The 26,858-nt window shown below is 55.5% G+C and carries 19 protein-coding genes; 3 read left to right on the plus strand and 16 right to left on the minus strand.

What is annotated here, in order from left to right:
* Positions 1-136: 136 nt before the first annotated feature.
* Together BGP77_RS14630 and BGP77_RS18330 are read right to left on the minus strand one after the other, a co-directional pair.
* Positions 137-574 (minus strand): flagellar protein FlaG, encoded by a 438-nt coding sequence (locus tag BGP77_RS14630; RefSeq protein ID WP_108165446.1) that lies wholly within the window; start codon positions 572-574, stop codon positions 137-139.
* Positions 575-658: 84 nt separating this feature from the next.
* Positions 659-3,721: a flagellin gene (locus BGP77_RS18330; protein WP_108165447.1), complete on the minus strand. Its 3,063-nt coding sequence runs from the start codon at positions 3,719-3,721 to the stop codon at positions 659-661.
* 241 nt (positions 3,722-3,962) lie between these two features.
* Between BGP77_RS18330 and BGP77_RS14640 the strand changes: the two genes are divergently transcribed.
* On the plus strand, positions 3,963-6,056 hold the full coding sequence (locus BGP77_RS14640; RefSeq protein ID WP_108165448.1) for a 6-hydroxymethylpterin diphosphokinase MptE-like protein: 2,094 nt from the start codon (positions 3,963-3,965) through the stop codon (positions 6,054-6,056).
* Positions 6,053-7,072: a hypothetical protein gene (locus BGP77_RS14645; RefSeq protein ID WP_108165449.1), complete on the plus strand. Its 1,020-nt coding sequence runs from the start codon at positions 6,053-6,055 to the stop codon at positions 7,070-7,072. Before BGP77_RS14640 ends, BGP77_RS14645 begins: the two co-directional genes overlap by 4 nt.
* On the opposite strand, the gene pseI is transcribed toward BGP77_RS14645, so the two are convergent.
* From pseI to pseB, 6 genes are read right to left on the minus strand one after another with little or no spacing between them, the layout of a single operon-like run.
* The gene (gene pseI / locus BGP77_RS14650) at positions 7,069-8,118 is read right to left on the minus strand and encodes a pseudaminic acid synthase (RefSeq protein ID WP_108165450.1); all 1,050 of its coding nucleotides are present in this window, start codon (positions 8,116-8,118) and stop codon (positions 7,069-7,071) included. The two genes, BGP77_RS14645 and pseI, sit on opposite strands and share 4 nt — an antisense overlap.
* Positions 8,108-8,605 (minus strand): UDP-4-amino-4,6-dideoxy-N-acetyl-beta-L-altrosamine N-acetyltransferase, encoded by a 498-nt coding sequence (gene pseH / locus BGP77_RS14655; RefSeq protein WP_108165451.1) that lies wholly within the window; start codon positions 8,603-8,605, stop codon positions 8,108-8,110. Before pseH ends, pseI begins: the two co-directional genes overlap by 11 nt.
* Positions 8,602-9,729, minus strand: coding sequence for a UDP-2,4-diacetamido-2,4,6-trideoxy-beta-L-altropyranose hydrolase (gene pseG, locus BGP77_RS14660; RefSeq protein WP_108165452.1), 1,128 nt, complete (start codon positions 9,727-9,729; stop codon positions 8,602-8,604). The genes pseH and pseG overlap by 4 nt, the downstream gene beginning before the upstream one ends.
* Positions 9,729-10,427: a pseudaminic acid cytidylyltransferase gene (gene pseF, locus BGP77_RS14665; protein WP_108165453.1), complete on the minus strand. Its 699-nt coding sequence runs from the start codon at positions 10,425-10,427 to the stop codon at positions 9,729-9,731. The genes pseG and pseF overlap by 1 nt, the downstream gene beginning before the upstream one ends.
* Positions 10,428-10,433: 6 nt before the next feature.
* Positions 10,434-11,582, minus strand: coding sequence for a UDP-4-amino-4,6-dideoxy-N-acetyl-beta-L-altrosamine transaminase (pseC, locus tag BGP77_RS14670; RefSeq protein ID WP_108165454.1), 1,149 nt, complete (start codon positions 11,580-11,582; stop codon positions 10,434-10,436).
* Positions 11,579-12,580 carry a UDP-N-acetylglucosamine 4,6-dehydratase (inverting) gene (gene pseB / locus BGP77_RS14675; RefSeq protein WP_108165455.1) on the minus strand — a complete coding sequence of 334 codons (1,002 nt, stop codon included), beginning with the start codon at positions 12,578-12,580 and terminating at the stop codon, positions 11,579-11,581. The genes pseC and pseB overlap by 4 nt, the downstream gene beginning before the upstream one ends.
* Positions 12,581-12,725: 145 nt before the next feature.
* Between pseB and BGP77_RS14680 the strand changes: the two genes are divergently transcribed.
* On the plus strand, positions 12,726-13,010 hold the full coding sequence (locus tag BGP77_RS14680; RefSeq protein WP_146171266.1) for a hypothetical protein: 285 nt from the start codon (positions 12,726-12,728) through the stop codon (positions 13,008-13,010).
* 10 nt (positions 13,011-13,020) lie between these two features.
* Here BGP77_RS14680 and flgL read toward each other — a convergent pair whose 3' ends face one another.
* The 8 genes from flgL to BGP77_RS14720 form a co-directional block, all read right to left on the minus strand.
* Positions 13,021-14,277, minus strand: coding sequence for a flagellar hook-associated protein FlgL (gene flgL / locus BGP77_RS14685; protein ID WP_108165457.1), 1,257 nt, complete (start codon positions 14,275-14,277; stop codon positions 13,021-13,023).
* Between the two features lie 65 nt (positions 14,278-14,342).
* Positions 14,343-17,411: a flagellar hook-associated protein FlgK gene (gene flgK / locus BGP77_RS14690; protein ID WP_108165458.1), complete on the minus strand. Its 3,069-nt coding sequence runs from the start codon at positions 17,409-17,411 to the stop codon at positions 14,343-14,345.
* 9 nt (positions 17,412-17,420) lie between these two features.
* Positions 17,421-18,446, minus strand: a complete 1,026-nt coding sequence (gene flgJ, locus BGP77_RS14695; protein WP_108165459.1) for a flagellar assembly peptidoglycan hydrolase FlgJ — start codon at positions 18,444-18,446, stop codon at positions 17,421-17,423.
* A 137-nt stretch (positions 18,447-18,583) separates the two neighbouring features.
* A complete protein-coding gene (locus tag BGP77_RS14700) occupies positions 18,584-19,669 on the minus strand; it encodes a flagellar basal body P-ring protein FlgI (RefSeq protein ID WP_108165460.1) in 1,086 nt (361 codons plus the stop codon).
* A gap of 190 nt (positions 19,670-19,859) precedes the next feature.
* A complete protein-coding gene (flgH, locus tag BGP77_RS14705; RefSeq protein WP_233252368.1) occupies positions 19,860-20,564 on the minus strand; it encodes a flagellar basal body L-ring protein FlgH in 705 nt (234 codons plus the stop codon).
* 16 nt (positions 20,565-20,580) lie between these two features.
* Positions 20,581-21,369 carry a flagellar basal-body rod protein FlgG gene (flgG, locus tag BGP77_RS14710; RefSeq protein WP_108165461.1) on the minus strand — a complete coding sequence of 263 codons (789 nt, stop codon included), beginning with the start codon at positions 21,367-21,369 and terminating at the stop codon, positions 20,581-20,583.
* Positions 21,370-21,382: 13 nt separating this feature from the next.
* On the minus strand, positions 21,383-22,129 hold the full coding sequence (gene flgF / locus BGP77_RS14715; RefSeq protein WP_108165462.1) for a flagellar basal-body rod protein FlgF: 747 nt from the start codon (positions 22,127-22,129) through the stop codon (positions 21,383-21,385).
* A gap of 288 nt (positions 22,130-22,417) precedes the next feature.
* Positions 22,418-26,836, minus strand: a complete 4,419-nt coding sequence (locus tag BGP77_RS14720) for a flagellar hook-basal body complex protein (RefSeq protein ID WP_108165463.1) — start codon at positions 26,834-26,836, stop codon at positions 22,418-22,420.
* Positions 26,837-26,858: the final 22 nt, after the last annotated feature.

Consider the following 26,858-nt stretch of genomic DNA (forward strand, 5'->3'; position numbering starts at 1 on the left):
TGGGACCTCTTCCTGAGCAGATGTCCCTGAAACAGGAAAAGGATATCAAGTGTATCGGCCTAAACCGCTTACCCTTGATACCCCTTCGGTTACGAACTGTTGTTGCTGCGTCAAATTTATGACGATATTTACTTTCCTAAACTTGAGCAGAAAACAACATCAATGGCTCTTCCTGATTCAATTTCTGGGCCAATGACACCACTTCCTCGCTTGGAATCTGGCGGATCAATTCTTCCGACTGCTTTTCAAACACCCGGATGATGGTCAAACCCGATTCCTCATCGACCTGGAAGTTCAGCTTCCGTTCCGTTTGCTGAACGTAATCGTTCAACTTGGCAACGGCCAGTTCCAATTCCTCGGCGGTTGAAGCCTTGGCCTCCGTTAGGTCGACCTTTTCTTCCTCGGCTTTGGTGTCGGAGCTGGCCGACGGCAGCGCGATGGCTGAGCCGGCCTTTTCCACTGTCTTGGTCGGCAAGAATTGACCGCTTTGAGGGGTCTTTTCTGCCGCCGGGTTCAGCGGTGCGGAAGGTCGAGCATTCAGTGATGAATTCGTTGTACCGTTCAATTCACTCATAACTCACCTCCTGTCACGTTGGTTCAGGCTGCAAGAGCCTGGCGAATGGGGTCAGGTCCTCCTGGACCCGACCCCGTCACGCTATTAACCCAGCAGTGACAGCACCTGTTGCGGCCGCTGGTTGGCCTGCGCCAGGATGGAGATACCCGCCTGCTGCAGCACCTGAGACCGCGACAGTTCAGCAGTTTCGGCTGCGAAGTCCGCATCCCGAATCCGTGAGTTCGCCGCTGTCAGGTTCTCTGCAGTGATCTGCAGGTTGCTGACGGTAGACTCGAAGCGGTTCTGGATCGCACCCAGTGCCGCACGCTGACTGGAGATGGTTTCCAGAGCGTTATCGATGGCGTTGATGGCTTCCTGAGCACCCTCGAAGGTGGTGATGTCGAGGTCTTTCAAGAAGGCGCCGTCTGTGCCGCCGCCGAAGGTACCGACAACAAAGCCCAGATCTTCCAGCTCATCCTTACCACCGGTACCAGCGCCGAGCTCGATGCCCTTGGCCGATTCCAGAGTCACAGTGGCGTAAGTGGTTTCGTAAGCAACACCTTCAGTGGTGTTACCACGCTCACCGATCACGTTGGACGTAGTGGCTGTACCGATATCGGCTTCACCGATGCCGTCGATGGACGAATCCAGACCGATCAGTGCACCGAAGCCAGTGTCAGACGGGTCCGACAAGCCGTTGTTGTGGTTATCGTTGTCGATTGCCACAGAGATGTTACGGCCATCAGCAGCAGTCAGGGTGATGGATTCACCGTTGTCTTCAGCGGTAACACCGGTCAAACCAGACTTGTTGTTGATGATATCGATCGCCGACTGACGGCTACGTTCCAGATCGATGGCACCCGTACCGTCGTCAACCAGAGACACAACGCCCAGGTCAACACCGTTGATGTACAACTTACCGGAGTCACCTGCTTCGTAGAGCGCTTGAGCCGCCGTTACGTTGGCATCCAGAGTGTCGTCAGAGCCGACAACGCGTGTTGCGTTAACAGACGCCGTCACACCGGTTTCCTCAGAGACCTTGTTGATGGCTGCTGCGATGGCAATACCACTCTTAGTCTTATCGGCGGACTGGATGTCAGAACCGTCACTGCCCTTAGTCGCAGAAGCGGTGTCAGTCAGCGGATCAGCTGCGTCAATGGAAACGCCGTTGATCGAGATGTCACCGTTTTCCAGACCGTAGGTGCTGGAGCTCACTGTGTTAACCAGAGAGTTAACCGGGTCCGCCAGACCGGCAGCGGCAGTACCGCGAGTCAGGAAGGACGACAGGTTAGTGGTTGACGTATCAGCCATACGGTTAGAGCTGATCTGGAACTCAGTGATGTCACCGTTCTTAACGTCGACGTCCTTGATGTAACCGAAGGAGTAACGCGTGTTGGTGTCATCCGCTACCGCCACGTCCGCACCGATGGTGCCGGTTGCAGCAACTGTCGCAGCGTTGATAGTACCGGCTGTCAGGGCCGCAGTGGCGCTGAACGCCAGAGTGTTACCCGCCACGTCGGTCAGCATGATGGAACCGTCGGTGGTGTTGAACGTCGCAACCATGGAGGTGAAGGTTGCGTTGATCGCACCGGCCAACTGTTCAACAGTCTGACCACTACCGAAGCTGATGGTGCCCAGCTGAGTACCTGTGGTGTTGGTATCGAAGATACGGATGCTGCCCGTGGTAGCAAAACCAGTCGTGGCGTTACCGCCTGCGATGGTCAGACGAACACGAGTTTCGGCAGCCACATCAATGTCATCACCACCAGCGCCTTTGATCGCTGCAGCCAGGGTGTCAGCACCCATGTCTGTAGAATCGCTGGTCATGGTGTAAGTCACACCGTTCATGGTGACGTTGATGACTTCCGCCGTAGTACCGAAAGCAGCCAGACCACTACTGCCGCTCATGCCAGCCGCCAAGTCAGTGGTGAAGGCACCACCAGACAGGCCGAAGAAGCCTTTAGAACCCAGGTCGTCCATCGTGGTGTTGGCTTGCAGACCAACGCCCGCCAGGGACGAAGTAGAGGTAGACGCCAACTGGGCCGCACCGCGCTCGTAAGTACCAGCGGTCAAACCAGAGTTAGCAATGTTACCGCCGCCGGTACCGTCACCACCGCTGATGACGATCTCATCGACGTCACCGTTGGCAACCAGAGTGTAACCACCCTGATAGGTATCGTTAGCAGCCAGACCCGTTTCAGCTGAGCTCAAAGCACCCAGGTCAACGGTGATGTTACGGCCGTCTTCAGCAACCAGAGTTACGCCGTTCGCAGAGGTACCAGAGTTGATGGCCTGAACACCGGTCTGCTTGGAATAAGCATTGATCGCTTCAGTTACAGAGGCGCGAGTGGTGTCCGCGCTGGACGTGGTCTGGATGTCAATTTCAACACCGTTAATTTTGATGGTGCCATTGTTAGATGGCAGATCCTGCATTTCCTCACCACCGACGACGTTTTCGGTGACATAGGCTTTAACACCAGTCTGATCAGCAACGGAGTTAATGGCCGCTGCTTTCGCGATCGCACTGGTATCAGCTTCAGCAAAGGAGCTCGGATCGTCTTCCGCTTTGGACGGAGGAATCGGCACACCATTGATGTTCAAGTCACCATTGCTCAGAGCCTGGTCACTGCCAACGGCGCTCACACCAACGGTGTCAGAAGCACCCAGCTTGCCAGCAGTCAGCTCAGAGATGGAGATGTTAACCACATCACCAGCGTTCGCGCCGATCTGGAAGGTACCTTCGAAAGAACCGTCCAGCAGGTTACGGCCGTTGAAGTTGGTTTCCTCAGCGGTACGAGTGATTTCCTCGATCAGCTGATCCACTTCTTGCTGCAACTGCACACGGTTGTCTTCAGAGTTCGTTTCGTTGGAGGCCTGAACCGCCAGCTCACGAATACGCTGCAGGTTTTCGGTCATCGCACCCAGAGCACCTTCAGCGGTCTGAGCCAGAGAGATACCGTCACCAGCGTTACGGATGGCTACGCCCAAACCTTTGGTTTGAGATTCGAAGCCGGTAGAGATCGCCAGGCCGGCGGCATCGTCTTTTGCACTGTTAATCCGAAGACCGGAAGACAGGCGCTGCAGAGCGGTGCTGTTGGCATCCTGAGAACTGTTCAGATTCCTCTGAGCGTTCATGGAGGCGATGTTCGTGTTAATGATCTGAGGCATACACTCATCTCCTTCGCTTTCGCTAACCGCTCTACTGCAGCCAAGCTCAGCGATGTTGTTTGTTTACGCTCCTTGTAACGGCGGCTCTGCCCAATACTTTTATATCTATTTGCTATATTTAACTTTATTTTTATGCCATCAGCGATTTTGATGTGTGGCACAATCCCTGCTTACTGCTAACTGGGGCCAGACCACCGTAAACTGCCCCTTCTGCCGATCCACCTGCAATGAGCACTGATTTATGTGGCCTTACAGTCAGCAAGCAATTCAACAGCGGTTTCGCAAGAACCTCAGTTTCTTCCAGCAAAACATGCCCAGCCTCTATAAGGTCCTGAAGGATATTCGCTTCAAGCGGCTGACGCTGTCCGTTGATGAACAAAAAAAGCGCTGGGACATCATGGATGGCCAGCGCTCGCTGTACCTGGGTGACGGCGAAGGCTATGCCACAGAAGAAGCCAATACCTTCTGTGGTTACTTCCCGGAAGGCGCTGGCATTCAAACCATTGCCCCCTTGCAGGTCGACAATTACAGCGCGCCGCGTTTTTTCCATAACCACCTCAACACCACCTTGCAACAACTCGACTACAGCGCCATGGATCCCAAGTGCCATCGCATGCCGGACTTTATGCCGCTGGTGGTGTTTACCGGCATCGGCGCCGGTGTCCATATCCAGAAAACGCTGGAGCAGCGTGACTGCCAGGTGGTTTTGGTGATGGATACCGACCCTGAAGCATTATTGATGTCGATGTATCTCACCGACTGGTACGACATCATCCCACGCTACACCACCCAAGAAGGCCGCTTCTTTAACTTCATTCTGGTCGATGAGGTCGACGAGCAGCGAACCTTTATGGGCTTCTGGAATGAATTGGTTCAATACACGCCACTGTTTCCAAGCTTGAACATCTTTTACAACCACTTAAAAGAAGCCTTCCGGGATAAACTGATCAAACGCATTCAGGAAGAATTCAAAGTCTTCCTGACGGCCTGGGGTTTCTACGACGACGAAGCAAATCAGCTCAATAATGCCCTGCACAATCTGAAAAACCTGGTGCCGACGCTGCCTCGAAACCTGGAAGCCGACATGATCATCTGGGCCAACAGCAACCCCGCCGTCATTGTTGGCGCAGGCCCGTCGTTAAATGAACGCATTGACTGGATCAAAGAAAACCGAAAGCGGTTTTTCCTGATTTCTGCGGGAACGGCGCTCTCCATCCTCAAGCACCACGACATCGTGCCGGACATGCACGTCGAGATTGAATCCGACTACGCCACGGTCGACCACCTAAAAGCCACCCTGGATGAGAATTATCAGATTCCACTCTTGGCCGGTGCGATTCAGCTCAACCCCCGGGTGTTCAATTTGACCCAAAGAGGCTTGCTCTATTACAAAGATTCAACCGCCTTGCACGCCATGTTCGGCGCCCGCACCTCGGCTCAGTTACAAGGCATGACGCCCACCTGTACCAACGCGGCCACCGGTCTGGCCCTGCAGCTCGGCTTTAAACAGCTATTCCTGTTCGGTATGGACTTTGGCTACAAGAGCAAAACCGAAACCCACGCGGCCGGCAGTGTCTATTTCGATGAAAAAGCACCGAAATACCTGCAAGACAGCATTGGCGAGCGAATGTCGAACCTCAAAGTCGAGGCCATCGACGGCAGTACTCTGTTAACCGAGCCTATCTATAACGCGGCGCGCGACCGGGTGGAAAAACTGCTCTATACCTTCCAGCACCAGGCCAAAGCCTATAACTGTTCATTAGGTGCCAAAATCGACGGCACCGAGGTGGTGGCCAGCCGTGACTTTTTTGAAGCCATGATCGGTGCCGAAGTTCACCCTGACGAATATCGGGAACAGCTGCTGTACCGGTCCGTACTGACAGCGCCCAGCGAAATCGATCAGGGCATTAAATTGGCAGCCACCTACTTAGGTAATGTTTGTCAATTTGTGCGTCAGGAAGTCAAAGCGATGAACCCCGATTACAGAGGTCTGGTGATGGCCGTACTGAAGATCACCCGCCGCCTGGAAGCGGACTTCCGAAAGCAACGAACCCCGTTATTTTACCTGGTCCGTGGCACCATCTGGCATTACCTCAATGCCGGTATCAGCGTTTGCTATACCGCGACAGACACCGACACCGGACTGAAGCATCTGAAAATTTGGCAGGCGCGTTTCATCGACTTTTTAGAGCAATGGCCACAGCACTATGAATGGCTGGTCGAGCGCAATGTTGATGCCAATGATGATGGCTGGCTGGTGAAACGCATCGGTGAGGCGGTCGATGATCCGTTTTACCATGGCCCCGCATCGGCGGCTAAAGGAGATCAGGCATGAAACTTTTTTTTGACGACAGAGTACACACCCTGCATCCGGCCTTTGAGCGCCATCTGACAAACATCGACACACTCAGAGAATGGGATGTTCGTGGCTTGACCGGCCACAATATTGACCGTGAAGGCGAGGTCCAGTTGCACAATGAAGCGTGCGAGAAATTTAACGACCTGGTGGCCGACAAAGAAAAACTGAGTCCGATTCTTGAACAACTCTATCGCTATTATAACGAACTGAAGCAAGGCAAAACGGTACAGCAGGTTTGCGGAAAACCCGAACGGGATGTCCACCTGGTGATCGGCTTTATGCGCACCGGTGGCACCTTTTTGTTTAAAAAACTGATGGACGCCATCGATCTGGACTTTCGTGAATTTTCGCACTTGATGTTACACGACAGCCTGCCGTCCTATGGTTTCTGCCTGGCGGATCATGCCGAAGAAACCCGGCCGTTCCTGTTGTTGGAACTGGCGGAATACACCTACTGGCTAAACGAAGTCTGGCCTGACAACCGGCCGGTGGTGCAAAAGCGGATCGCTTACGGGCACAGCCCTAAGTACGTTGAGCCATATCACGGTAAAAACGTTTACTGGTGGGTGACGTTGCGCGACCCGACCGACTGCATCAAATCCTTTTTGAAAATGGAAAACATCGATCCGCTGGGCCAACAGGGCTACCCGCCCTTGTGGCGGATGACAGCCGAACGTTTCCACGGTTCCGACATGAGCGACTGGGACAAGCACACCAACTACGACAAGGCACTCGACATGTGGGCGGCCTACCATCAGGACTTGATGTCATCGCTGGATCAGCTGACGCATGTCACGCTGTGCCCGTTCGAGACCTTTGATGAACTGGACCCTGCGTCACTGCCGCTGCCCATCGACCTGGAAGGTTTTAAAGCCACACCGTCAAAACGGCCCGACTATTTTGACGCTCAGTTGCACAACCGGGCCATCGAGCGCGTGTTGTCAGTGACACCTGATCACTACAAACCGTTGATCGAGCGCTATCGCGACTAGTCGAGCAACGACCAGTCAACCGGGGTGTGTGCCGCCACCTCGGTTTTGACTGTCCGTCCGATGATCGCATCCCAGTGTTTGGGCGCCAGCCCATAGCCAGGTCGCACACTGCGAACCGCCGACTCATCAATGACGTCACCGGCTTGCAACGCTTTGACAAAATAAAGTGAGCGCCGGAACTGAGCATTACCCGCTTCCGATCCCGCCCGGTTGTAACTGATCGCCCCTAACGCCTGCCACGCTGTTTTGGTATCACGGCAGAGCGCGGCCAGTTCCGCAGGTTCCAAGGAAAAACTGTCGTCCGGGCCGCCGCCACTGCGATCCAGAGTGAAATGTTTTTCAATAAAACAGGCGCCCAACGCGGTGGCAGCGACGGCGGTTGCATTATCGATGGTATGGTCCGAAAGACCGGTGAGAACCTGGTAGCGCTCAGCCATATCAACGAGCGTTCGCAAATTATAATCCTCAGCCGGTGCCGGATAACCGCTCACGCAATGCAAGACAATGAGTTGCTGGCAGCCATTGGAACGAGCGGTATCCACCGCCTCGGCAATTTCTTCCTGGTTGGCCATACCGGTTGAAATAATCATCGGTTTTCCGGTGCTCGCCACATAACGAATCAACGGCAAATCCACCGCTTCGAATGAAGCAATCTTGTAGGCTGGGGCGTTGAGATCCTCGAGCAGATCCACCGCAGTGTTATCGAAGGGGGAGCTGAATATCGTCAGATCCAATGCCCGGGCGTGTTCGAACAGAGGCTTATGCCAATCCCAGGGCAGATGGGCTTCTTCATAGAGGTCGTACAAGGTACGGCCGTCCCACAGGCCACCGCGAATGAGAAAATCGTCGCTGGTCGCCGGCAGGGTTATGGTATCGGGTCGGTAGGTCTGCAGTTTGACCGCATCGGCACCGGCCTGTTTAGCCGCCGTTATGATGTTCATTGCGCGTTCGAGCTGGCCGTTATGATTGGCGGATACTTCAGCCACCACATAAGGCGGACAGTCTGCAGCGATGCGTCGACCGGCAATAAATACTTCAGCACTCATGAGACACCCTCTCCCGCCATTGATCCGCCTTCAGGCGAAAACAATCGACGTCCAACGATTCAATTTCAATGCGTTTTTCCCATACAAACCCCAGCCGACGATGAAAGCGCAATGAGGCTTCATTATCGGCCCGAACTTCGGCCTGCAAGGTGTGATAACCCAGCTGTTGAAACGCTTCTTGCAACGCACATTCACCGAGCAACCGGCCACTGCCTTTAGCCACATCGGGTGCCAGGTAAAACCCCCACTCGGCAACGCCATCGGCCAGGGCGCGAAAATGCACAAAACCGCTGGGCTCATCCTCCAGCAAAAACACATAAAGGTGACGCCCGGCATCGGCGTTCGCGGATTCAAACCAACGCTGGTGCTCGTCCGGCTGTATCTCATGTTGATGGTACATAGCCGCACGAATGCGCGGGTGGTTGCGCCAGTGCCGCACTCGGTCCAGATCGGCCGACGCCAGGGGACGTAAACTAGCCGCCGTCATTGCCAAGCTCCGGCCTTCAAACGAGCCACCACCCGTTCAACGCCTGTGCCATCGCACAGTGCCGCGGCCTGTTGACTGAGGTGCTGCAATCGTTGGGGGTGCTGCATCACGTCTTGAACCCATTCAGCCAGCTCAGTTTCCCGACCCGAAGCGGGCAGACCAAAATTTAACGCCGCACCGACCTTATCCAGGTAATGGGCAATGTGTCGCTGGTTGTCCGCCAATTGCAGCTGCACCGTCGGCAGCCCTAAACAGCAGCGCTCCCAACTGGTACTGCCGGCCGCTCCGATACACAGATCGGCGGCCACCATACGTTCCGCCATATCATCCACCTGACGATAACGACGGCAACTCGGCCAGTGGGCGTCACACCAGTGTTGTAACTCGTCCCAATGGGGGTAAGCGGCGCCTACCACCACCTCAACGTCGAGCGACGATTGCAGCGGCAGCAATGCCTGCAGCACCCACAGGCTGATGTTATCGGCATCCACACCGCCTAAGGTGAGCAACAATCGATCGGCGCCAGGCCTTGGCTGCGTTCGACGCGCCAGACTGGCTGGGCGGCAGCGGATAAATTCGGGCCGCAACAACGCATAGTCGGCTCCCAACAGCAATTCGCCATCGGCATTGAGCATCCGCCCGTCATACACATCCGGGGTTTTGCCGGCGGTCTGATCCAACACCCAGCGCGCCTGGTGCGGGCGGTCATGAAGATCATCAATGGCCAACACCGGCGCCGTTGGGGTGAAGCGTTCTTCCCAAGGCGCCGCCAAGGCGTAATGGTCGACAACGATCCAGCTCGGGTTAGCCCCCAAGCGCTGACGTAATCCAGCCAGACACGTTTCAACGCGCTGTGCATCCTGTATTTCATCGGTCGCCAGCCAGCGGCTGTGGGAATAGCGTGGCTGACGGTCGTCCGCTTCATCCATCGCAACCGGCGCCAGCGGATAATGATGGTGGCCGCGCGCCAAGGTGCGTTCTACCAGACCGGGCAGCTGTTGCGCGCTGATAAAAACACAGTCATAGCCCTCTTCGTGCAGCCGGTCCGCTAAGGTTAGGCAACGCATCCAATGGCCCGAGCCAATCGCAGCCCCGGCATCGACGCGAAACAACACCCAGGCCATCAGGTTTGCTCACTCGGACGTCGCAGCGCAAACAACGACTCCGCCATTAACCAGTCGTCCTCAGTGTCTATGTCCTGAGCATCGCGTGAATCCAAGACAACCGGCCAGGAGCGAGGTCCCAGTATCGGCTGCCGTTCTCGAAACGCGTTCAGCTGACCCCAGTAAAACTGGCCGGCGTCGTGATAGCGAGGTTCAAGATCCTGGGAACGCACCGCGGCCATTTCCGGTTGCACAAAAGCAACACCGCCGTCCGGTAATTGACGTAAGGCACGTTGGATCGGGTAGTCAAAACGCACCGCGGCAAAGGCATAATCCCAGTCGTTATTTTGCACACGACGGTGACCTTCGAGCAGGGCCTCTGTGGTGATAAAGGGGGCGGTGGCGTAAATGCAGCACAGGTGAGTCGAAGGCCCATGGTTGGTGACTAACCAATCGGCCGCATGCTGCATGACATCGAGGGTGGTTGCGTGGTCATCCGCCAATTCCGGGGGTCGGACAAAGGGCGTTTCGGCGCCCGCCTGCCGGGCCACGGTGGCAATATCCGGGTCGTCCGTTGACACCAAAATCCGCTCAAAACAACCCGCCTGACGCGCCGCTTCGATCGACCATTCAATCATCGGTCGGCCGTGAAAAAGACGAATATTTTTACGCGGAATCCGCTTGCTGCCTCCGCGCGCGGGAATTACTGCCACCGTCATCAGTTATTACCCCAAAATTCGAGTCAGGGCGTCAATCACGCTGTCTTGATCCGCCTCGGACAAGTCGGCATACAAAGGCAACGACAACGCGCTCGCGTAGTAACGCTGCGCCTCTGGGTAGTCATCCGGACAAAAGCCCGAGCGTTGATAGTATGGCTGATTGGGGACCGGAATATAATGCACGTTGACGCCAATACCGGCTGCGCGTAATTGCTCATAGGCATGAAGCCGGTCGATCTCTTTCGGCAGACAAACCGGATAAAGGTGGTAGCTCGAACGACCGTCTTGATGCTGCCAGGGCAACACCAACGGCAATTCGGCCAAGCGGTCATCATAACGGGCCGCCAATTTACGACGGGCATCAATAAAGCGATCCAAACGCTGTAATTGAGCCACACCCAAGGCGGCCTGTAGATCCGTCATCCGGTAATTAAAACCCAGCGACTGTTGCTCGTAATACCACCCCCCCTCATCAGGGTGATCAAGTTGATCGGGATCACGCGTCACGCCATGGCTGCGCAACAGCGCCATACGCTCAGCCAAGGTTGCCTGCTGAGTCGTTGCCAGCCCCCCTTCGGCCGTCGTTAAAATTTTAACCGGGTGAAAACTGAACACCGTAATATCGCTGTAGCCACAATGCCCAACCCGCTCATCACGATAGCTCGCGCCAACGGCGTGTGAGGCATCTTCAACGACCGAAAAACCATATTGCTGGCTTAGCTGTGCAATGGCCTTCATGTCGCATGGTTGACCGGCAAAATGTACGGGCGTGACGACCTTAGGCAAACGGCCTGAGCGTTCGGCTTCGGCCAGCTTCTGCGCCAAGGCGTCGCTGCTCAGGTTATAAGTGCGAGGATCGATGTCGACGAAATCGACGTCGGCACCGCAATACAGTGCAGCATTGGCCGTTGCAACAAAGGTAATGGGACTGGTCCAGACGACATCACCCGGCCCCACACCCAGCGCCAGATAGGCCAGATGCAAAGCGGATGTTGCACTGTTACTGGCAACGGCAAAAGGCGCATCAACCCGCTCGGAAAACGCCGTCTCAAAGGCTGGAACCTGTGGCCCCTGCGTTAAAAAGTCAGACCGCAATACCGAGACAACGGCCTCTATATCAGCATCACTGATGGACTGCCGGCCGTAAGGAATCATAGTCCGATCGAAGCGTGAAGTTCACGGATGCTATCGACCCCCAGAAATTCAGGGTTGGTGCCAGAGTCGTAATAAAATCCCGCTTCGACCGGTTTGCCCTGCTCACCGCGTCGATTACGGCTGTAATCCACATCCTGATCCATAAATTTGATCGCCGGTGTGATGACAAAATGATCATCAAATTCCAGGGTACGATACGAATCGTCACGAGGAATCATCTGCTCATGTAACTTCTCGCCCGGGCGAATGCCCACAATGTTATGCGGCATGCCTGGTGCTATGGCTTCGGCCAAATCGGTGATACGGACAGAAGGAATTTTGGGAACGAATATTTCACCACCGTACATGCGAGCAAAGCCCGACAACACCAGATCCACACCTTGTTGCAAGGTAATCCAGAACCGTGTCATTTCAGCATCGGTGATGGGCAGTTCAGTTTTGCCTTCGGCAATTAATCGTTTAAAGAAGGGCACAACCGACCCACGTGAACCCACCACATTGCCATAGCGCACCACCGAAAAACGAGGAACATCCGCACCCACCATATTGTTCGCCGCGACAAAGAGCTTGTCTGAGGCGAGCTTGGTGGCGCCGTACAAATTGATGGGGTTAGCCGCTTTATCGGTCGACAGCGCGATCACTTTTTGCACCCGATGTTCAATCGCGGCACGAATGACATTTTCCGCGCCATTGATGTTGGTTCGAATGCATTCGGTCGGGTTGTACTCTGCGACGGGCACGTGTTTTAGCGCCGCGGCGTGAATCACATAGTCGACGCCTTTGAACGCCTGCATTACACGCTCTTTATCGCGAACATCGCCAATAAAATAACGCATGCACGGATGATCAAACTGCTGTTGCATTTCATACTGTTTGAGCTCATCGCGGGAGAAAATCACCAAGCGCTTAGGTTGGTAGTTCGCCAGCAATGTCCGGACAAACTGTTTGCCAAAAGAGCCGGTACCACCGGTTATCAGAATTGATGCATTATCGAACATCGGTTTACTCCACCTGATGCGGGCGTCACCGCCTCACTCTTATCAGCGTCACTGAAAAATATCATCCAGTCACGTCGGCTATTCATTGTTGTCAAATCACAGTTCGTTCTACAATGATGGCACGAATCAGCCTGCCGAGGTAATCATGGCCTCTGATCCACTGATTGAAGAACTGCTCTCTATTTTGGGCCAGCCCGATAACATCAACGCCCATTTTAAAAACTGGCGGCAACGTTGCGCCCAACACCTGCAGTCTCTCCCTGAGTCAAAGCGTCGCTCCTGGCTGGAAAACGTCCAACGCATTTTGGCTGAAAATCGCGCCCTGTACACCGAAGAAAGCCAGGTGATTTTTGACACTCTGGTCCAAACACCACCGTCCCCCCGACGGAAGGCACAAGCCAAACGCTATCGAACCGTGGGCGATCTCTAAGCGCCCTACCCTAACGGATAAAATCAAACAGACTCAATTGGCTGGTCTGGGCAAAGCTCTGCTGCGCAGCCTGTAATGTCAGACTTTCCATCTGCAGACGACTGACCGCTTCGACCCAATCCACATCCCGAATCTTCGACCGTATGTCCTGCGCGGCCAATTTGCTGTCTGCGTGCTGGTCGGTCACCGCTTCGGTCACATTCTGGCGCGCACCGATTCGAGCCCGTACCTGGGAAATGTTTTCCATGGCGTTGTCGATGTTGCTCAACGTGGCTTCGATGTTGGCATCATAAACATCATCAAAGCCGGTACCCGGCGGATAACTTTCCAGCGTGTAGAGGAATTTTTCGGCCGTGGTAAGAATGCCCTGCTTACTGCTGGTCTCAACCACAAACTGATCGCCCGGTGCCGGTTCGCCGGTCAGCCGAACACTCATACCGGCCACATTGATTTCATCGCCCGTGACATAAGGAATGTTTTGCAAATTATCGAGCACGCGACCATCCGACTTACGCCGGACCGTGTAATTGGGTTCTGCCGGATCAATGTCTCTGGGGTTCTCGAACGTGATCACCACATCGTGTGGGTAGAAGGCATCCAATGCTTCCTGATCCACGGTCAGACCGGCCGAAATACGACCGATGGGATTGCCTTCATTCAATGGGTTGGCGTAGCTGGTAAAACTCGTTTCTGCTGCCGGAATATCCATAAAGATATCCTTGCCGGAATCACTCGACGGCAAGGTAATGGTTGAACTGACTTGCAGGTAACGAACCCCCTCGTCCCCTTCGTAAGAATAACCACCGGCTTCATTGCGTTGAAAGGGCTGCGTCCCCCCCGAAAAACCGGCAAACAGATATTCACCCGCACCGTCTTTGCTGTTCATCAGGTCGTAGAGTTCGTTGACGCGTTCTTCCACTTCCTGAGCGATGGCCAAACGGTCTTCATCCGTCAGGACAGCCGCGTTACCGGCTTGTACGGCCAGTTCACGAATGTTATCCAGAGATTCCTGAACCGCATCCAGCGTACTTTCTTCTTCACTCAAGCGCGCATCCAGTAAGATGATGTTGCGCTCATACTGCTCCGTCAGAGCAATGTCCTGATCCAGCTGCAAAACGCGGGCAGCCCCAACGGGATCATCCGCCGGGGTTAATATGCGCAAGCCGGTGCTGAGCTGCTGCTGAGTCACGTTCATCTGACTCTGCAAGCGGGTCATGTTGTTAACCGGCTGGGTAAACATCCAATACGTTGAAATTCGATCGGCCATCGTCGGCCTCCTTTATCAACCCTTACCGATACCCCATTAAGATATCGGCCGGAGCGGCGCCCGAATTAACGGAACGCCCCTATCAAACTGTCAAAGACCTGCTGTGCGATGCTGATCACTTGCGCATTCGCCTGATACGCCAACTGGAATTCAATCAGCAAGGCCGCCTCTTCATCCAGGTTCACGCCGCGAATGGAGTTCAGATCGGACTCGGTCCCTTCCAATACAGCTTCAGCAGCATTGGTACGAATCTGTGCCTGGTTGGTCTTGGTACCAATGGTTTCAACCGCCTGGCTGTAAGCCTCGGTAAAGGTCATACCCCCCTGGCGTTCATTAATGGTGTCCGCACTTTCCAAGCCGACAATGTCCAGAACGTTGCGGTTATCGGAAATACCGTCTTCGTTCCATTCAATATCGAAGCTGTCACCTTCCACCGGTCGGCCAGAGATCGCGAATTGGAAGCCTTGGTAAGTCGGTTTCGCTTCCGAGACACCGGTAAAAATTGCGCCCGCTTTCGGGGTGGTATCGACGGAAATACCATCGGCCATGGTCACGTCGACCTGACCACCGACATTGACGCCGGCGGTGTCGTAATTGCCGGTGCCCTCAACCTTCATGAACACCTTATAGCTGATGGTGCCTTCCGGAGAGATGCTGGCTTCGGCCCGTCCGGGGCTGTCCAGCAGCGCAGTGATTTTGGACTCAATTTCGGCTTTGACGTCATCGGCTGTCGCATGGGTGCCGGTGAGTTCGATGGTTCCGGTCCGGCCATCCGGCAGGTACAGCTCATAGCGATAAGGTCCATCCTCACTGAAATCGAAGCCGCTGAGGTTATTCAGTTTGCCGCCCGTTTGACCTTCAATTTCGGTCACTGGCCATTGCTCACCGGTGCTGATTTCAAAGGTATCGCCCGGGTCAATCGAGTTATTCGGCGGTGGCGTTCCCAATGGCGGTGTTCCCACAATCGCAGGGTCGGGTTTATCACCGCGCATCTCAATAAAGATGTCATCGCCATTGGCATCGGTAATGGTCAGCGTGACGCCGTCACTTTTCGCCGTGATGCCTGCATCGCCCAAATCGATGTGTGCATTAATGCGATCAGCCAGAAAATCCGGGGTCAGCTGATCCGGCATTTCTTCAGGATAGCCGTCTTCAAAAATGGTCTGGCTAGGGCCCAGATCGTCGAGCGTGATTTCGTAGCCATTCACCCAAATCTCAAACGGATTATCCGGATCATACGGCGTGCCTGAGTTGGTGAAGTTACTCAGTTGAACCTGGGTATAAGCATTGGCACTCACGCCATCGATTTCATTCAGTGTGGCAGCGATATCCGCCGCACTGGCACCAGTCGGCGTAATAACGGTTTTGTCTTCGGTGACCTCCCCGGTCACCGGGTCGGTACGACTGAAGGTAAAACGCTCTGAATTTATGCCGTTATACGGCGGGCTCGATGAGGTGCCATCGGGTGTAATCGTTGCGCTGGTCGGTAAGCGTGGGCGCCATGAACTGATCATGGTTTCGCCCGGGTCATCGGTAAAGATGGTGTTCGAGGTACCTGGCACAAAATTCAGATATTCCATGGGTGGATCCAGCGGAACCGGGTTACCCGGATCACTGTTGTCCAACACGGAATAGGTGCGCTCGTCGTGAAAAATCACCACCATCGGTGGGCTCAGCTGACCGGGTACGTCAAAGGCTTTACCATCGGCACTGAGCATGGTGCCCTGATCAATGCTGCCGGTGCCCTGATTACCCAGGCTGGCGCCACCGCGCATTGGGTAGCCAAATGCCAATTCAGCAGATTCCGTGATTTTCAAATCCATCTGATCGGCGACATTGCGCAACGGCTTGACGGTGAATTTATCACCGGCTTTAAAATTGCCGTCTTCGAGCACAATTCTCAGACCGTCAAAGCTGATTTCCGTGGGCAGGTTGCCACCGTCGATGGTGCCGCCGTCAACTTTCTGGCCGTCGCTGTTGCGAATGACTTCGTAGCTGTCGCTGTCGGGGCCGGTAAATTCGATGGTGTAATCGCTGGTGGTCAGCTGGCCAATGTCATCAAAATAGACACTCATCACCTGATTGACCGGTGGCTGGTTTTCGCCATTACCCTGAATGCGATTGTTGTTTCCGGCCAATTCAGGATCGTTCAGATCCTGAAAAAAATCACCGCCAAAATTTCCGTTAAGGTCGATACCCTGGCTGTGCTGCGCATTAAATTCAGACGACAACGCCACGGCAATCAGACCCAATTGATTCATCGCCGGTGCGAGCGCGTCTTTGCGGAAATCGATCATGCCGCCCAGGGTGCCACCGGTGAGTTTTTCGGTGACAAATTCGTTGCTCAAACTGCTGACAAAACGGACCCCGGTCTGCTGTGGGTCTTCAGCCGAGGGAACAGCAAGCAGGCTGTTGGCCGAGTCACCCAGCACCAGCATGTTGCCTTCGGCAAAGGCAATGTTGTACTGGTCACTGTCGACGGTGACTTCTATTTCGACCAGTTCGGACAACTGCCGCACCAGCTCATCCCGTTGGTCCAGCAGGTCATTCGGCGGCTCAGTGGTAGCGCGACCCTGGGCGTCGAGAATGCTGGCATTCAAGCTGGCAATGCCTTCGGTCAAGGCGTTGATTTCATCGACCGTGGTGGCAATTTGACCGTTCAGCGTCTGATTCTGATCGTTCAGAGATTTATAGATGGAACGGAATCGATCGACCACGCTGTCGGCGGTGCCCAGCACCACATCGCGCGATGGAATATAGGACGGGTTATCCGCCGACCCTTGCAGGCTGGCAAAAAAACTGTCCAGGATCGATTGCAAACCGGTACTGGACGACGCCAACAAGGCATCAATTTGTTCGATGTTATCGAGGTACGCCTGCTCCTGTTGATAGGAGCTGGTGTCGGCACGTTGCTGCTCAACCAAAAACTGGTCGGTGATACGCCGAACCGTACTGATCTGAACACCGCTGCCAATGTAGCCATAACCACGAAACTGAGCATTTTTCGTGGACAGCACCACATCTTGGCGCGAGTAACCTTCGACGTTGGCATTGGCAATGTTATGGCCGGTCGTGGCGAGATTACTTTGCTGTGCTTTAAGACCGGAAATCGCCGTATTCAGCAAGTTGCTCACGTGCGCTCCTTAACCCAACGGATGGCGAACAGCGTGATCGGCTGCGGCCAGGCGCATCACTTCGCTGTCAGCAATGCGCAATATTTTATCGGCGTATTGCGGGTCGGTAGCATAGCCCGCGGCCTGCAACGATCGGGTAAAGGCTTCAGGGTCGTCAGCCTGATTTAAAGCTTGCTGGTAACGCGGATTGGATTGCAAAAAGTCAGCGTAGTCGTAAAAGGACTGACTGGCGTCTTCGTAGGCACGAAACGCGTCACGCAGCTTCACGGTGCGGCCATCGAAGACTTCGTGCGTCATCGTCTCGGCCGTGGCGCCATCCCAGCGAGCATCGGCTTTGATGCCAAAGAAGTTGTGGCTGTTATTGCCTTCGCCATCTTCAATCATGTAACGGCCCCAGCCGGTTTCCAGCGCCGCCTGAGACAATAATATGCGCGGATCCACACCCAGCGATTCTGCCGCTGCCTGAGCATGCGGCAGCAGCGATTCAATAAATTCTTCCGGTGACTCGAAAGCGCTTTGCTTGCCGGGCAATGTCACCGACAAATCCGAAGAGTCCAGACCGTCTTCCAAGACGTCAGCCGCATCGGGAACCACGGCGTCCGGGCGTATTTCCGTCACACCGGGTACCGTCGGTAATGGATCGGACAGACTGGCTGGCAACACCGGACGGCGGCTGTCTTCGAGCGACTCAATATCGATGTTGCTGAAATCCTGCTCGCGTTGCGGCACTTGCCGAGAAAGCTGATCGAACAGCACATCGGCCAGACCATAACCGCCTTGCTGCGCCAGATTCAGACTCAGCTGCTGATCGTACATATCGCGGTAAAAGCGGCTTTCATTGCTGTTAAGCATGTCGGACGCCATGACGTCGCCCGCTTCACGCATGCTCTTAAGCACCATGCCAATGAACATGGACTCAAATTGCTGCGCGACCACCCGTAACGCTTCAGGGTCATCCTTACGCGCCATCGACTTGACCTGATTCAGGCCATTGAGGTCGTTGTAGTTAAAGGCTGCGTCGACTTGCGAAACCATCTTTGCCGCTCTCCGGTCAGAACTTGCCGCTTTTACCGCGGCAACGTCCGTCTGGCCTGCATTCCAGGCCGGTTTGTCTTACTGGTGATCTTTGTATTTCAAACCTCGTGCCAATTCAGATGGCCGAGCCTTCGTACTCAGATCACGATCAATTCGGCTTTCAATGCACCGGCCGATTTCAGCGCTTCGAGAATGGCCATCAAATCACCGGGCGCCGCCCCTACTTCGTTCACTGCATCGACGATGTCGCTCAGGGTGACGGTCGGCCCGAACAGGAACATGCGGTTGTCGCCTTCGTCGATCTCAATTTCGGTATCTGGCACCACGGCCGTTTCGCCTTCACTGAACGGCGGTGGCTGATCCACGTTCTGAGTGTTGTCGATGGTGACGGTCATGTTGCCGTGGGTAATGGCCACCGGTGACACGGTCACGTGCTGACCCACAACGATGGTGCCGGTGCGGCTGTTAATAATGACGCGGGCCGCTTCTTCACCGGGTTGCACGTCGAGGTTTTCCAGCACACTGATAAAGTTCACGCGCTGGTTCGGATCGCGCGGTGCAGTGACACGAACCGACGCCGCATCGACCGCATAGGCTGCGCCTGGGCCGAGCAGTTCGTTGATCACGCCCGACATGCGTTTGGCGGTGGTGAAGTCTGGGCGATGCAGGTTGAAGGTCATGTAGTCGCCCTGAGAAAAGGTATTGGCAACGCCACGTTCAACGATGGCCCCGTTGGGGATACGACCGGCGTTTTGCACGTTGACGCTGATCGATGAGCCGTCTTCGCCTTCCGCGCCAAAGCCACTGACCACCAGGTTGCCCTGAGCCACGGCGTAGGTCTGGCCATCCGGGCCACGCAACGGCGTCAGCAACAGACTGCCGCCGCGCAAACTGTCGGCGTTACCGATGGACGATACGGTGACGTCAATTTCCTGACCCGGCTTGGAGAACGGCGGCAAGGTGGCGTGCACACTGACCGCCGCGACGTTGTTCAGGTTGGGGTTCTCGCCTTCGGGGATGGTGATACCAAACTGCTCCATCATGTTACGGAACGTCTGGTTGGTAAAAGGCGCGCGATCGCCCGACCCATCAAGCCCCACCACCAGGCCGTAGCCGACCAGCTGGTTATTACGCACGCCCTGTACGGACGAGAGATCCTTGATGCGATCGGCCCAGACCGGCATGGTCAGGGCGGCAATCAGTACAATCAGCAACTGTTTCATGGTGTCACTCTATTGACGGCTGTTTGTCGATAAACAGCTTAGAGCAATTAGTGGGCCATGCCGCGAAGCGGTATGGCGGAAGACGCTGGACGGGAGACGGGAGACACAAATCACAGAGCACCAGGGTGCCGGAATTTATGTTGTAAGCGTCAAGCGTCTCCCGTTAAGCGTCCCCCGTCCGGTCTGGCCGTCAAAACGGCCAAACCGGACTGTTAAAGAAACGACTCAGCCAACCCGGCTGGCTGGCGTTTGCCAGCGCGCCAGCACCGCTGTAGGAAATGCGGGCATCGGCGAGTTTCTGGCTGGACACGGTGTTGTCAAGGTTGATGTCTTCGGGGCGCAACATGCCCTGAATACGGATAAATTCAGCGCCGGTATTCAAGGTAATCCACTTCTCACCGCGCACCCGCAACACGCCATTGGGCAGCACTTCTGAGACGGTGACCGAAATATTGCCGCTCAAGCTGTTGCTTTGATCGGCATCGCCGCTGCCAGAGAAACTGCGGTTACCCCCGACGGTGCCGCTGAGCAGTTCAATCGGCTGACCACCCCCAAGAATCGGTGCATTCAGCGCCGCTTCACTGGTTTTTGATGACGACGCCTGGGACGACTTACTGCCCTGCGTCTGTTCATCCAGCACGATGGTAATGATGTCGCCCGTGCGCATGGCTTTTTTATCACCATAGAGCGCCATACCGGCTTGATCATTGAATAAGGAACCATCCGACCCCGGCGGCGCTTCCAGCGCTTCGGCCGGCACCGGTGCGAAATCGGGATCGCCGGGTTGGGGAAACGGCTCGCCCAGCCCGACCGATTGAGCTGTACTGCAACCGCTGAGCAACACCGCCAGAGCAGCCAGGGCCAAGGTTGTACGAAGTTCGGTGATCATCATCATAACGTCAGTCTCCGACTTAGAGGTTCGACGTAATGAAGCCCAACATCTGGTCGGCGGTACTGACCACTTTGGAGTTCATTTCGTAGGACCGTTGTGTCGAAATCATGTCGACCATTTCTTCGACAATCGTCACGTTCGAGGTTTCCAGAGCGCCCTGGATGATGGCACCAAAACCATCCAGACTCGGCACACCCACCTGGGGTGGTCCACTGGCCGCCGTTTCCAGGAAGAGGTTTTTACCCGCTGCCTGCAAACCCGCAGGGTTGACGAAATCGACCACTTCGATATCGCCCAGCTGAACCAGGTTATTGTTGTCGTTACCGATGACCGCCGTGACGATGCCGTCTTCACCAATGGTGATGGTGCTGGTCTGTTCGGGCACCTGAATATCCGGCTCCAGCAAATAGCCGCTGGCGGTGACGATCTGACCTTCGTCGTTCATGTGGAAGGTGCCGTCACGGGTATACGCCAGGTTGCCGTCGGGCAGCAAAATCTGGAAGAAGCCGCGACCGTTGATCGCCAAATCCAGCGGTTGCTCAGTGGTGTTCAGATCGCCCTGGGTAAACATCTTTTGGGTACCCACAGTCCGTACCCCGGTACCCAACTGCAAACCCGAGGGTAACTGGGTGTTTTGCGTGCCTTGGGCACCCGGCTGACGTTGAATCTGATAGATCAGATCTTCAAACACCGCCCGCTCTTTTTTAAAACCGGTGGTGCTGGCGTTCGCCATGTTGTTAGAGATGGTGGCCAGGGAAATATCCTGGGCTTCCAAACCGGTCTTGCCGACCCACAATGCCTTATGCATTTTGAATTCCCCCTTAGCTCATGCGCAGAATTTGTTCAGACGAACGAGTCACTTCTTCCATCGTCTTCATCATTTTGACTTGCAGTTCGTACTGGCGGTTGAGCGCCAAGACGTTGGTTAATTCGTGCACCGGATTGACGTTACTGCCTTCGACAAAACCGCTGACAACGCTCAGAGCCGGATCATCTTCCAAGACCTGTTCGCCTTCGCGCGGACGGAACAAACCGTCGGTGCCTTTATCAAGATTTTGCAGATCCGGGTTCACAATTTTCAGACCGTCGATGACCGCCATTTCATTCGGACCGGCACCCGCCGGACGAATGGAAATGGTGCCGTCTTCACCGATCTCGACTTTCTCGTACGGCGGCAACACGATCGGCCCGCCGCCCTGCCCGATGACGGGCTGGCCAGAACCATTGATCAGCTGGCCAACCGGCGTGACGGAAAAATCACCGCGCCGGGTATAGGCTTCGTTGCCTTCGTTATCCTGAACGGCAAAGAAACCGTCACCGGTGATCGCCACGTCGAGTTCATTGCCGGTTTCGATCAAAGGACCGTCGTTAAAATCGGTCGCCGGTCGCTCAGTATTGGAGAACGCCCGCGATGGGTAATACTCACCGAATACCGGCATGGCACGCGCCTGCTCCCAGTCGGCACGAAAGCCGGTGGTGGTGGCGTTGGCCAGGTTGTTCGAGTGTGACGTCTGCGCCAGCATGTTGTGCTTGGCGCCGGTCATGGCGATGTAGATCGCGCGATCCATGGGTAACTCCTGCCGCTATCGGGCTGTAAAACCGCTTATAACGGATAGATAGCGAAAGCCGTGCCAAGTTTTGGAATCGAGCGAAGAGCCAGGAATGGCGGGGGATTGGAGCTTGAGGCAAGGGAAGAAATGCGGCGTGCGGCAAGCGATTGCCGTGTGTGCGGAAGACGCTGGACGGGAGACGGGAGACGCAAGTTACAGAGCGCCTTCGGCGCTGGGTTTTGCGTATCAAGCGTCTTCCGTCTCCCGTTCAGCGTAAAAGGCGCCGATGGTGCCTTTTACTAGCCCTTACCGAAGGTTAATAATCGTCTGAGTCACGGCGTTGGCCGTTTCGATCGTCTTCGAGCTGGCCTGATAGTTTCGCTGCGCGATGATCAGGTGTACCAACTGCTCCGACAAATCCACCGTCGAATCTTCCAAAGCGGCCGATTCAATGGTGCCCAGTGAGGCCGTTCCTGGCTCACCGATGACGGCATCACCCGACTCAAAGCCTTCGACCCACTCGGTATCACCGACCGGCACCAGACCCTCGGTGTTGGCAAAGGACGCCAGCGCCACCTGACCCAGTTTCAGTGCTTCGCCGTTGCTGTAACGGGCGTAGATAATACCGGCGTCATCAATCTCCAGGTCAGACAGTCGGCCAGAGGCATAACCGTCTTGCTGCAGGTTGTTGTTGGCGAAGGTGCCACCGTACTGAGTGGTGCCATCGAAGGAGATCGCGAAGTTGGAATTAAAGTTCGGATCTGGGATCGGCAAGGCACCGCCCTGAGCTTCCGGCAGGCCAATATAGGCACCGGTCGGCTCACCTGTTTCCGGATCGATCGGCTTCCAGTTGGAGATCAGGAAGTCGCCCGTCAGTTCCTCATTCAAGGTACCGTCGGCATTAAAATACAGCTTGTGCGACGCCATGGTCGGCTGTGTATTTTCCGGGAACGGCAGGTTCGTATTCGGGTCACCGATGTCTTCACCATCGACCTGCAGGTAGACCGTCCAGGTGCTCAGTGAGTTGGGGCGATCCGGATCCGGCTCATCTTTCACATAGAAGAAACGCATCTCATGTTCGTTGCCGATGGAATCGAAGATTCGCAGCGCACGCGTTTCGTTGTAGGTGTCGGAATCATCCGGGTTGAACTCGTTAATGGTATAGGGTTCGAACGCATCCTCACCCAGGCCATTGAACAGACCCGCGACATAGGGGTCCGGTTCCAGCATGGTGTAGCCTTCGTTGAGGATGATATCGACGTAACCACCAATGCGCGCATTGGTTTCCGCATCGACACTGCCACCGAGAACCACCGGCGCCGATCCTTCAACACCCTGCACTCGCAACGAGTCGGTGACCGTTGGTGATTCAATGCGCACCGAAATGTCGATACCGGTACTGGACGTCAGCACCACATCACCGGTTTCGGTATCGAATTCGGCGGTAATGCTGTTCAGAGACGTTTGCTGGTACTGATTGATCTCAGCCACCATCTCTTCCAGATCGTTCGCTTCAATCACCTGACCGTTGATGTAGATGTTCATATCACCGGAATTCACGTAGTTCTGTGACAGCAATCGAACTTCGGTTTCCGCCGACGCATCCACGCCTTCGTATTCGCTCAACAGGGCAGCAATTTCACCGGCGGTTGACCCTTCCGGAATCGTCACCAGCTCACGCTCGTCGGCTTCTTCGTTGTAGATCACAACGCCCTGCTCGGGGTAACCATTGGTGACTGCGGCTTCGCCCAGAACCAGGTAATCACCCGCAACTGGAGCAAACTGCAGCAAGCCATAGAGCGCTTCAACATCCAGGTCTTCACCGGGCGCACGAATGTTGCTGACCGAAATTTGCGATGGTTCGCCTTCGACCGTGGCTTCCAGAATCAACTGCTCTTCGCCATTGTCATTTTGAATAACACGCGCTTGCACACCGATGTATTCATCGTCCGGAACAGCGGCCAATTCGCGGTTAATGGCTGCCGCTAACTGATCGATGGAACGGATGTCTTCATCCAGGCTGATCACAACCGAACCAGAGCGGTTGTCCTCATCCGGCAACGGTACGCTGAGGTTAATGCGGAATGAATTTTCCCGATCAACCGGATCTTCACCTTCCACCTTGGTCGCACTGTCCATACCCAAGGCTTCCAGCGTTTGCGGAGAACCGTTGATGTCGATGTCCAGCGGGAAGTTACCAATCTCGGTGCGCTCAAATACCAGGCGTCCGTTCACCTGAGACGCCACCACTTCACCGTTGAGGATGGAGTTGGTGGATATCTGCTGGTTAATCGCCGCCACCAGGTCATCGACATTCGCGAAGGTGCCTGGCGGGACGATGATGGTTTGCGGAACACCGCCATCCACCGACAAGGTGAACTCATTGTTCGCCAGAATGGTCGGCTCACCCGGATCCAGCGTCGGACCCGGAGATGACGTCGATGCCAAGCCCAGCACTTCCAGGTCGAACGAGGTGGTGTTGGTCGCACCCGGCAGGTGAGTAATGGTGATGTTGTTCGGTCCTACACCCGCGGCGGTATCCGCCTGAATGATCAACTGATTCGTCGCACCGTCGACAGAGACCGCGACGGTGGCCGGGCCTAAAGCACCATTGATGGCCGTTTCCAAATCAGCGGCAAAGGCGGCTTGGGATGCCCAACCGGTTGGGCCGGGAACCGTAATGGTAATACCCGTCGTTGATGCACTGCCGACCGCAATACCGAAGGCAAACGTATTACCGACTTCAGCGTCACCGAAATCAGGACCGGTGTTATCCAGGAAGTTCAGCGTGCTGGAACTGGTCAGGGTGGTGAATGTACCCGGCGTGGTGCTGTTGTAGTCCAGCTCAGCCTGGGTGTTACTGACCAAGGTTGCCGCCTGGCCCGGGTCGGACGTCAGGTCGATGGAGCCGCCATTGGCGAACAGATCATCGCCCGGCACTGGCGCTACCACCGCAGGAGAAGCCTGCTTATCCAGCGTCGCCAGACCAAAGTAGTTCAGTGCAAAGGCGGGCACCGGCAGCGTACCTGCGGTGATATCGATATTCGCTGTCGCCGCACCGGGGTTGTTCAGGCGATCGAACACGATCAGGCCATTGTCATTCAAGGCGCGCACTTCGGCCGGACCCGGGTTCAAGATACCGGAGGCGTTAATTTGCGCATTGATTTCAGCCACCAGCGCATCGACGTCGGCATAAGTACCCGGCGTCAAGGTAATGGTATCGACGATACCACCACTGTCGAGGTCGATGGTCAGTTCGTCGTTTTGCTCCAGACCGGCCGTTACCGTCGGCGCAAAGGTGGCCCCGGTGGTCATACCCAGATCGGTCATATCGACCGAGCTGGTGCTGGTGGCAATATGGCTGATCGTCAGGCTCACATCACCAGGGGTACCGGCCGTGAATTCCAGTCGGTCGGACACACCGTTGTAGGTAGCGGTTACCGGCGAACCCGCCAATGCCATGGCGTTTTGCAGACCGGTACCGGCGTTGGTTACAAAGTCGTTCGGGTCAGTCCAGCCACCCGGCGGTACGGTCAAACTGACGGTAACGGGCACACCCCCTTCGTTAACGACGAAGTTGATGGTGTTACCGGCTTCGCCATCGAGGAAGGCACCGACGCTGTCAATGGAGGCCAGGTTCCGACCACCGGTTACCACCGTGGGTGTTGCCGCGTTGGTTACGGTTAAACCGGGTTCCGCCGTGCCCGATACCATCATGGTACCGTTCTGGAAGTTCAAATAGTTGTCGCCGCTGAGGGTACCGACGTTGTCGACGATGCTGACAATCGCGGTTCCGTCGGTGGCATAAACACCGGACGTTTCAAATGACAAACCGCCGTAATCATTGACCACCGCTTCAACCTTGCCACGCAGACCGGAGTCACCGGTAATCGACGCATTAATGGCATCCACCAGGTCGTACACATCGTCGTAGACCTGCGAGGAGTCAAACGGCTGAATGGTGCCAGTCACGGTGTTGTTGGTACCGGTGATGTTCGGACCGCGCAGTTCGATGTCCATGGTGAACGACGCTTCCACCGGCGTTGGCTGCCAGGGATAAGGCACACGCGGAATACCACCGATCAATTCAGCATTGGTACCGGCCGTGGTGGGCACACCGACGGTGTTCAAGACGGTATTGGTGTCTTCGGTCGGACCGACTTGCGCCGAACCAATCGCCAGACCGGAGGTGGTCACCAGGCTGCCGTTTTCAGCCAGTACCTGAGCACCGGCGGGCACGTTCACCTGAGCATCCACCTGGTGAGTGCCACGCGGTGGCTGATTGGCTTTATCGACCCGCAAGTCAGTCAGCACACCGGTATTGATGTCGTTGCCTGCCGTGACACCATAACCTTGCAGTTTGGCGTCCTGGTTGCTGACGATAAACCCTTCTTTATCGATGCCAAAAATACCGGAACGGGTATAGGAAATGTTGCCGTTCGGGTATTCGGTCACGAAGAAGCCTTCGCCGTCGATCGCCATATCCAGCGCGGAGTTAGTCTGGCTGATGTTACCCTGCTCAAACTTTTGACCGACGTTAACAACGTTAACCCCGTAACCAATTTTGTCCTGGCCGTAGCCGATAAAAGACGAGGTATAGGCATCGCCAAACTCGGCACGGCTGGCTTTAAAACCGGTCGTACTGGCGTTGGCAATGTTGTTACCTGTGATCTGTAAGTCCTTGTTGGCGGCCGCGATGCCGCTAAGACCCGTTGTAAAGCTCATCGTATTGCACCTCGCACTGCGC

It is taken from the genome of Saccharospirillum sp. MSK14-1, assembly GCF_003054965.1.
Classification (GTDB): Bacteria; Pseudomonadota; Gammaproteobacteria; order Pseudomonadales; family Natronospirillaceae; genus Saccharospirillum.

What these genes read in the sequence shown, in the direction of transcription:
- flgG (WP_108165461.1), bottom strand. Translation starts at nt 21,369, where the DNA reads ATGCATAAGGCATTGTGGGTCGGCAAGACCGGTTTGGAAGCCCAGGAT.
- BGP77_RS14645 (WP_108165449.1), top strand. Translation starts at nt 6,053, where the DNA reads ATGAAACTTTTTTTTGACGACAGAGTACACACCCTGCATCCGGCCTTT.
- BGP77_RS14720 (WP_108165463.1), bottom strand. Translation starts at nt 26,836, where the DNA reads ATGAGCTTTACAACGGGTCTTAGCGGCATCGCGGCCGCCAACAAGGAC.
- BGP77_RS18330 (WP_108165447.1), bottom strand. Translation starts at nt 3,721, where the DNA reads ATGCCTCAGATCATTAACACGAACATCGCCTCCATGAACGCTCAGAGG.
- flgH (WP_233252368.1), bottom strand. Translation starts at nt 20,564, where the DNA reads ATGATGATGATCACCGAACTTCGTACAACCTTGGCCCTGGCTGCTCTG.
- pseF (WP_108165453.1), bottom strand. Translation starts at nt 10,427, where the DNA reads ATGACGGTGGCAGTAATTCCCGCGCGCGGAGGCAGCAAGCGGATTCCG.
- pseI (WP_108165450.1), bottom strand. Translation starts at nt 8,118, where the DNA reads ATGAGTGCTGAAGTATTTATTGCCGGTCGACGCATCGCTGCAGACTGT.
- pseB (WP_108165455.1), bottom strand. Translation starts at nt 12,580, where the DNA reads ATGTTCGATAATGCATCAATTCTGATAACCGGTGGTACCGGCTCTTTT.
- BGP77_RS14640 (WP_108165448.1), top strand. Translation starts at nt 3,963, where the DNA reads ATGTGGCCTTACAGTCAGCAAGCAATTCAACAGCGGTTTCGCAAGAAC.
- pseH (WP_108165451.1), bottom strand. Translation starts at nt 8,605, where the DNA reads ATGACGGCGGCTAGTTTACGTCCCCTGGCGTCGGCCGATCTGGACCGA.
- BGP77_RS14700 (WP_108165460.1), bottom strand. Translation starts at nt 19,669, where the DNA reads ATGAAACAGTTGCTGATTGTACTGATTGCCGCCCTGACCATGCCGGTC.
- pseC (WP_108165454.1), bottom strand. Translation starts at nt 11,582, where the DNA reads ATGATTCCTTACGGCCGGCAGTCCATCAGTGATGCTGATATAGAGGCC.
- BGP77_RS14680 (WP_146171266.1), top strand. Translation starts at nt 12,726, where the DNA reads ATGGCCTCTGATCCACTGATTGAAGAACTGCTCTCTATTTTGGGCCAG.
- flgJ (WP_108165459.1), bottom strand. Translation starts at nt 18,446, where the DNA reads ATGGTTTCGCAAGTCGACGCAGCCTTTAACTACAACGACCTCAATGGC.
- flgL (WP_108165457.1), bottom strand. Translation starts at nt 14,277, where the DNA reads ATGGCCGATCGAATTTCAACGTATTGGATGTTTACCCAGCCGGTTAAC.
- flgF (WP_108165462.1), bottom strand. Translation starts at nt 22,129, where the DNA reads ATGGATCGCGCGATCTACATCGCCATGACCGGCGCCAAGCACAACATG.
- BGP77_RS14630 (WP_108165446.1), bottom strand. Translation starts at nt 574, where the DNA reads ATGAGTGAATTGAACGGTACAACGAATTCATCACTGAATGCTCGACCT.
- pseG (WP_108165452.1), bottom strand. Translation starts at nt 9,729, where the DNA reads ATGGCCTGGGTGTTGTTTCGCGTCGATGCCGGGGCTGCGATTGGCTCG.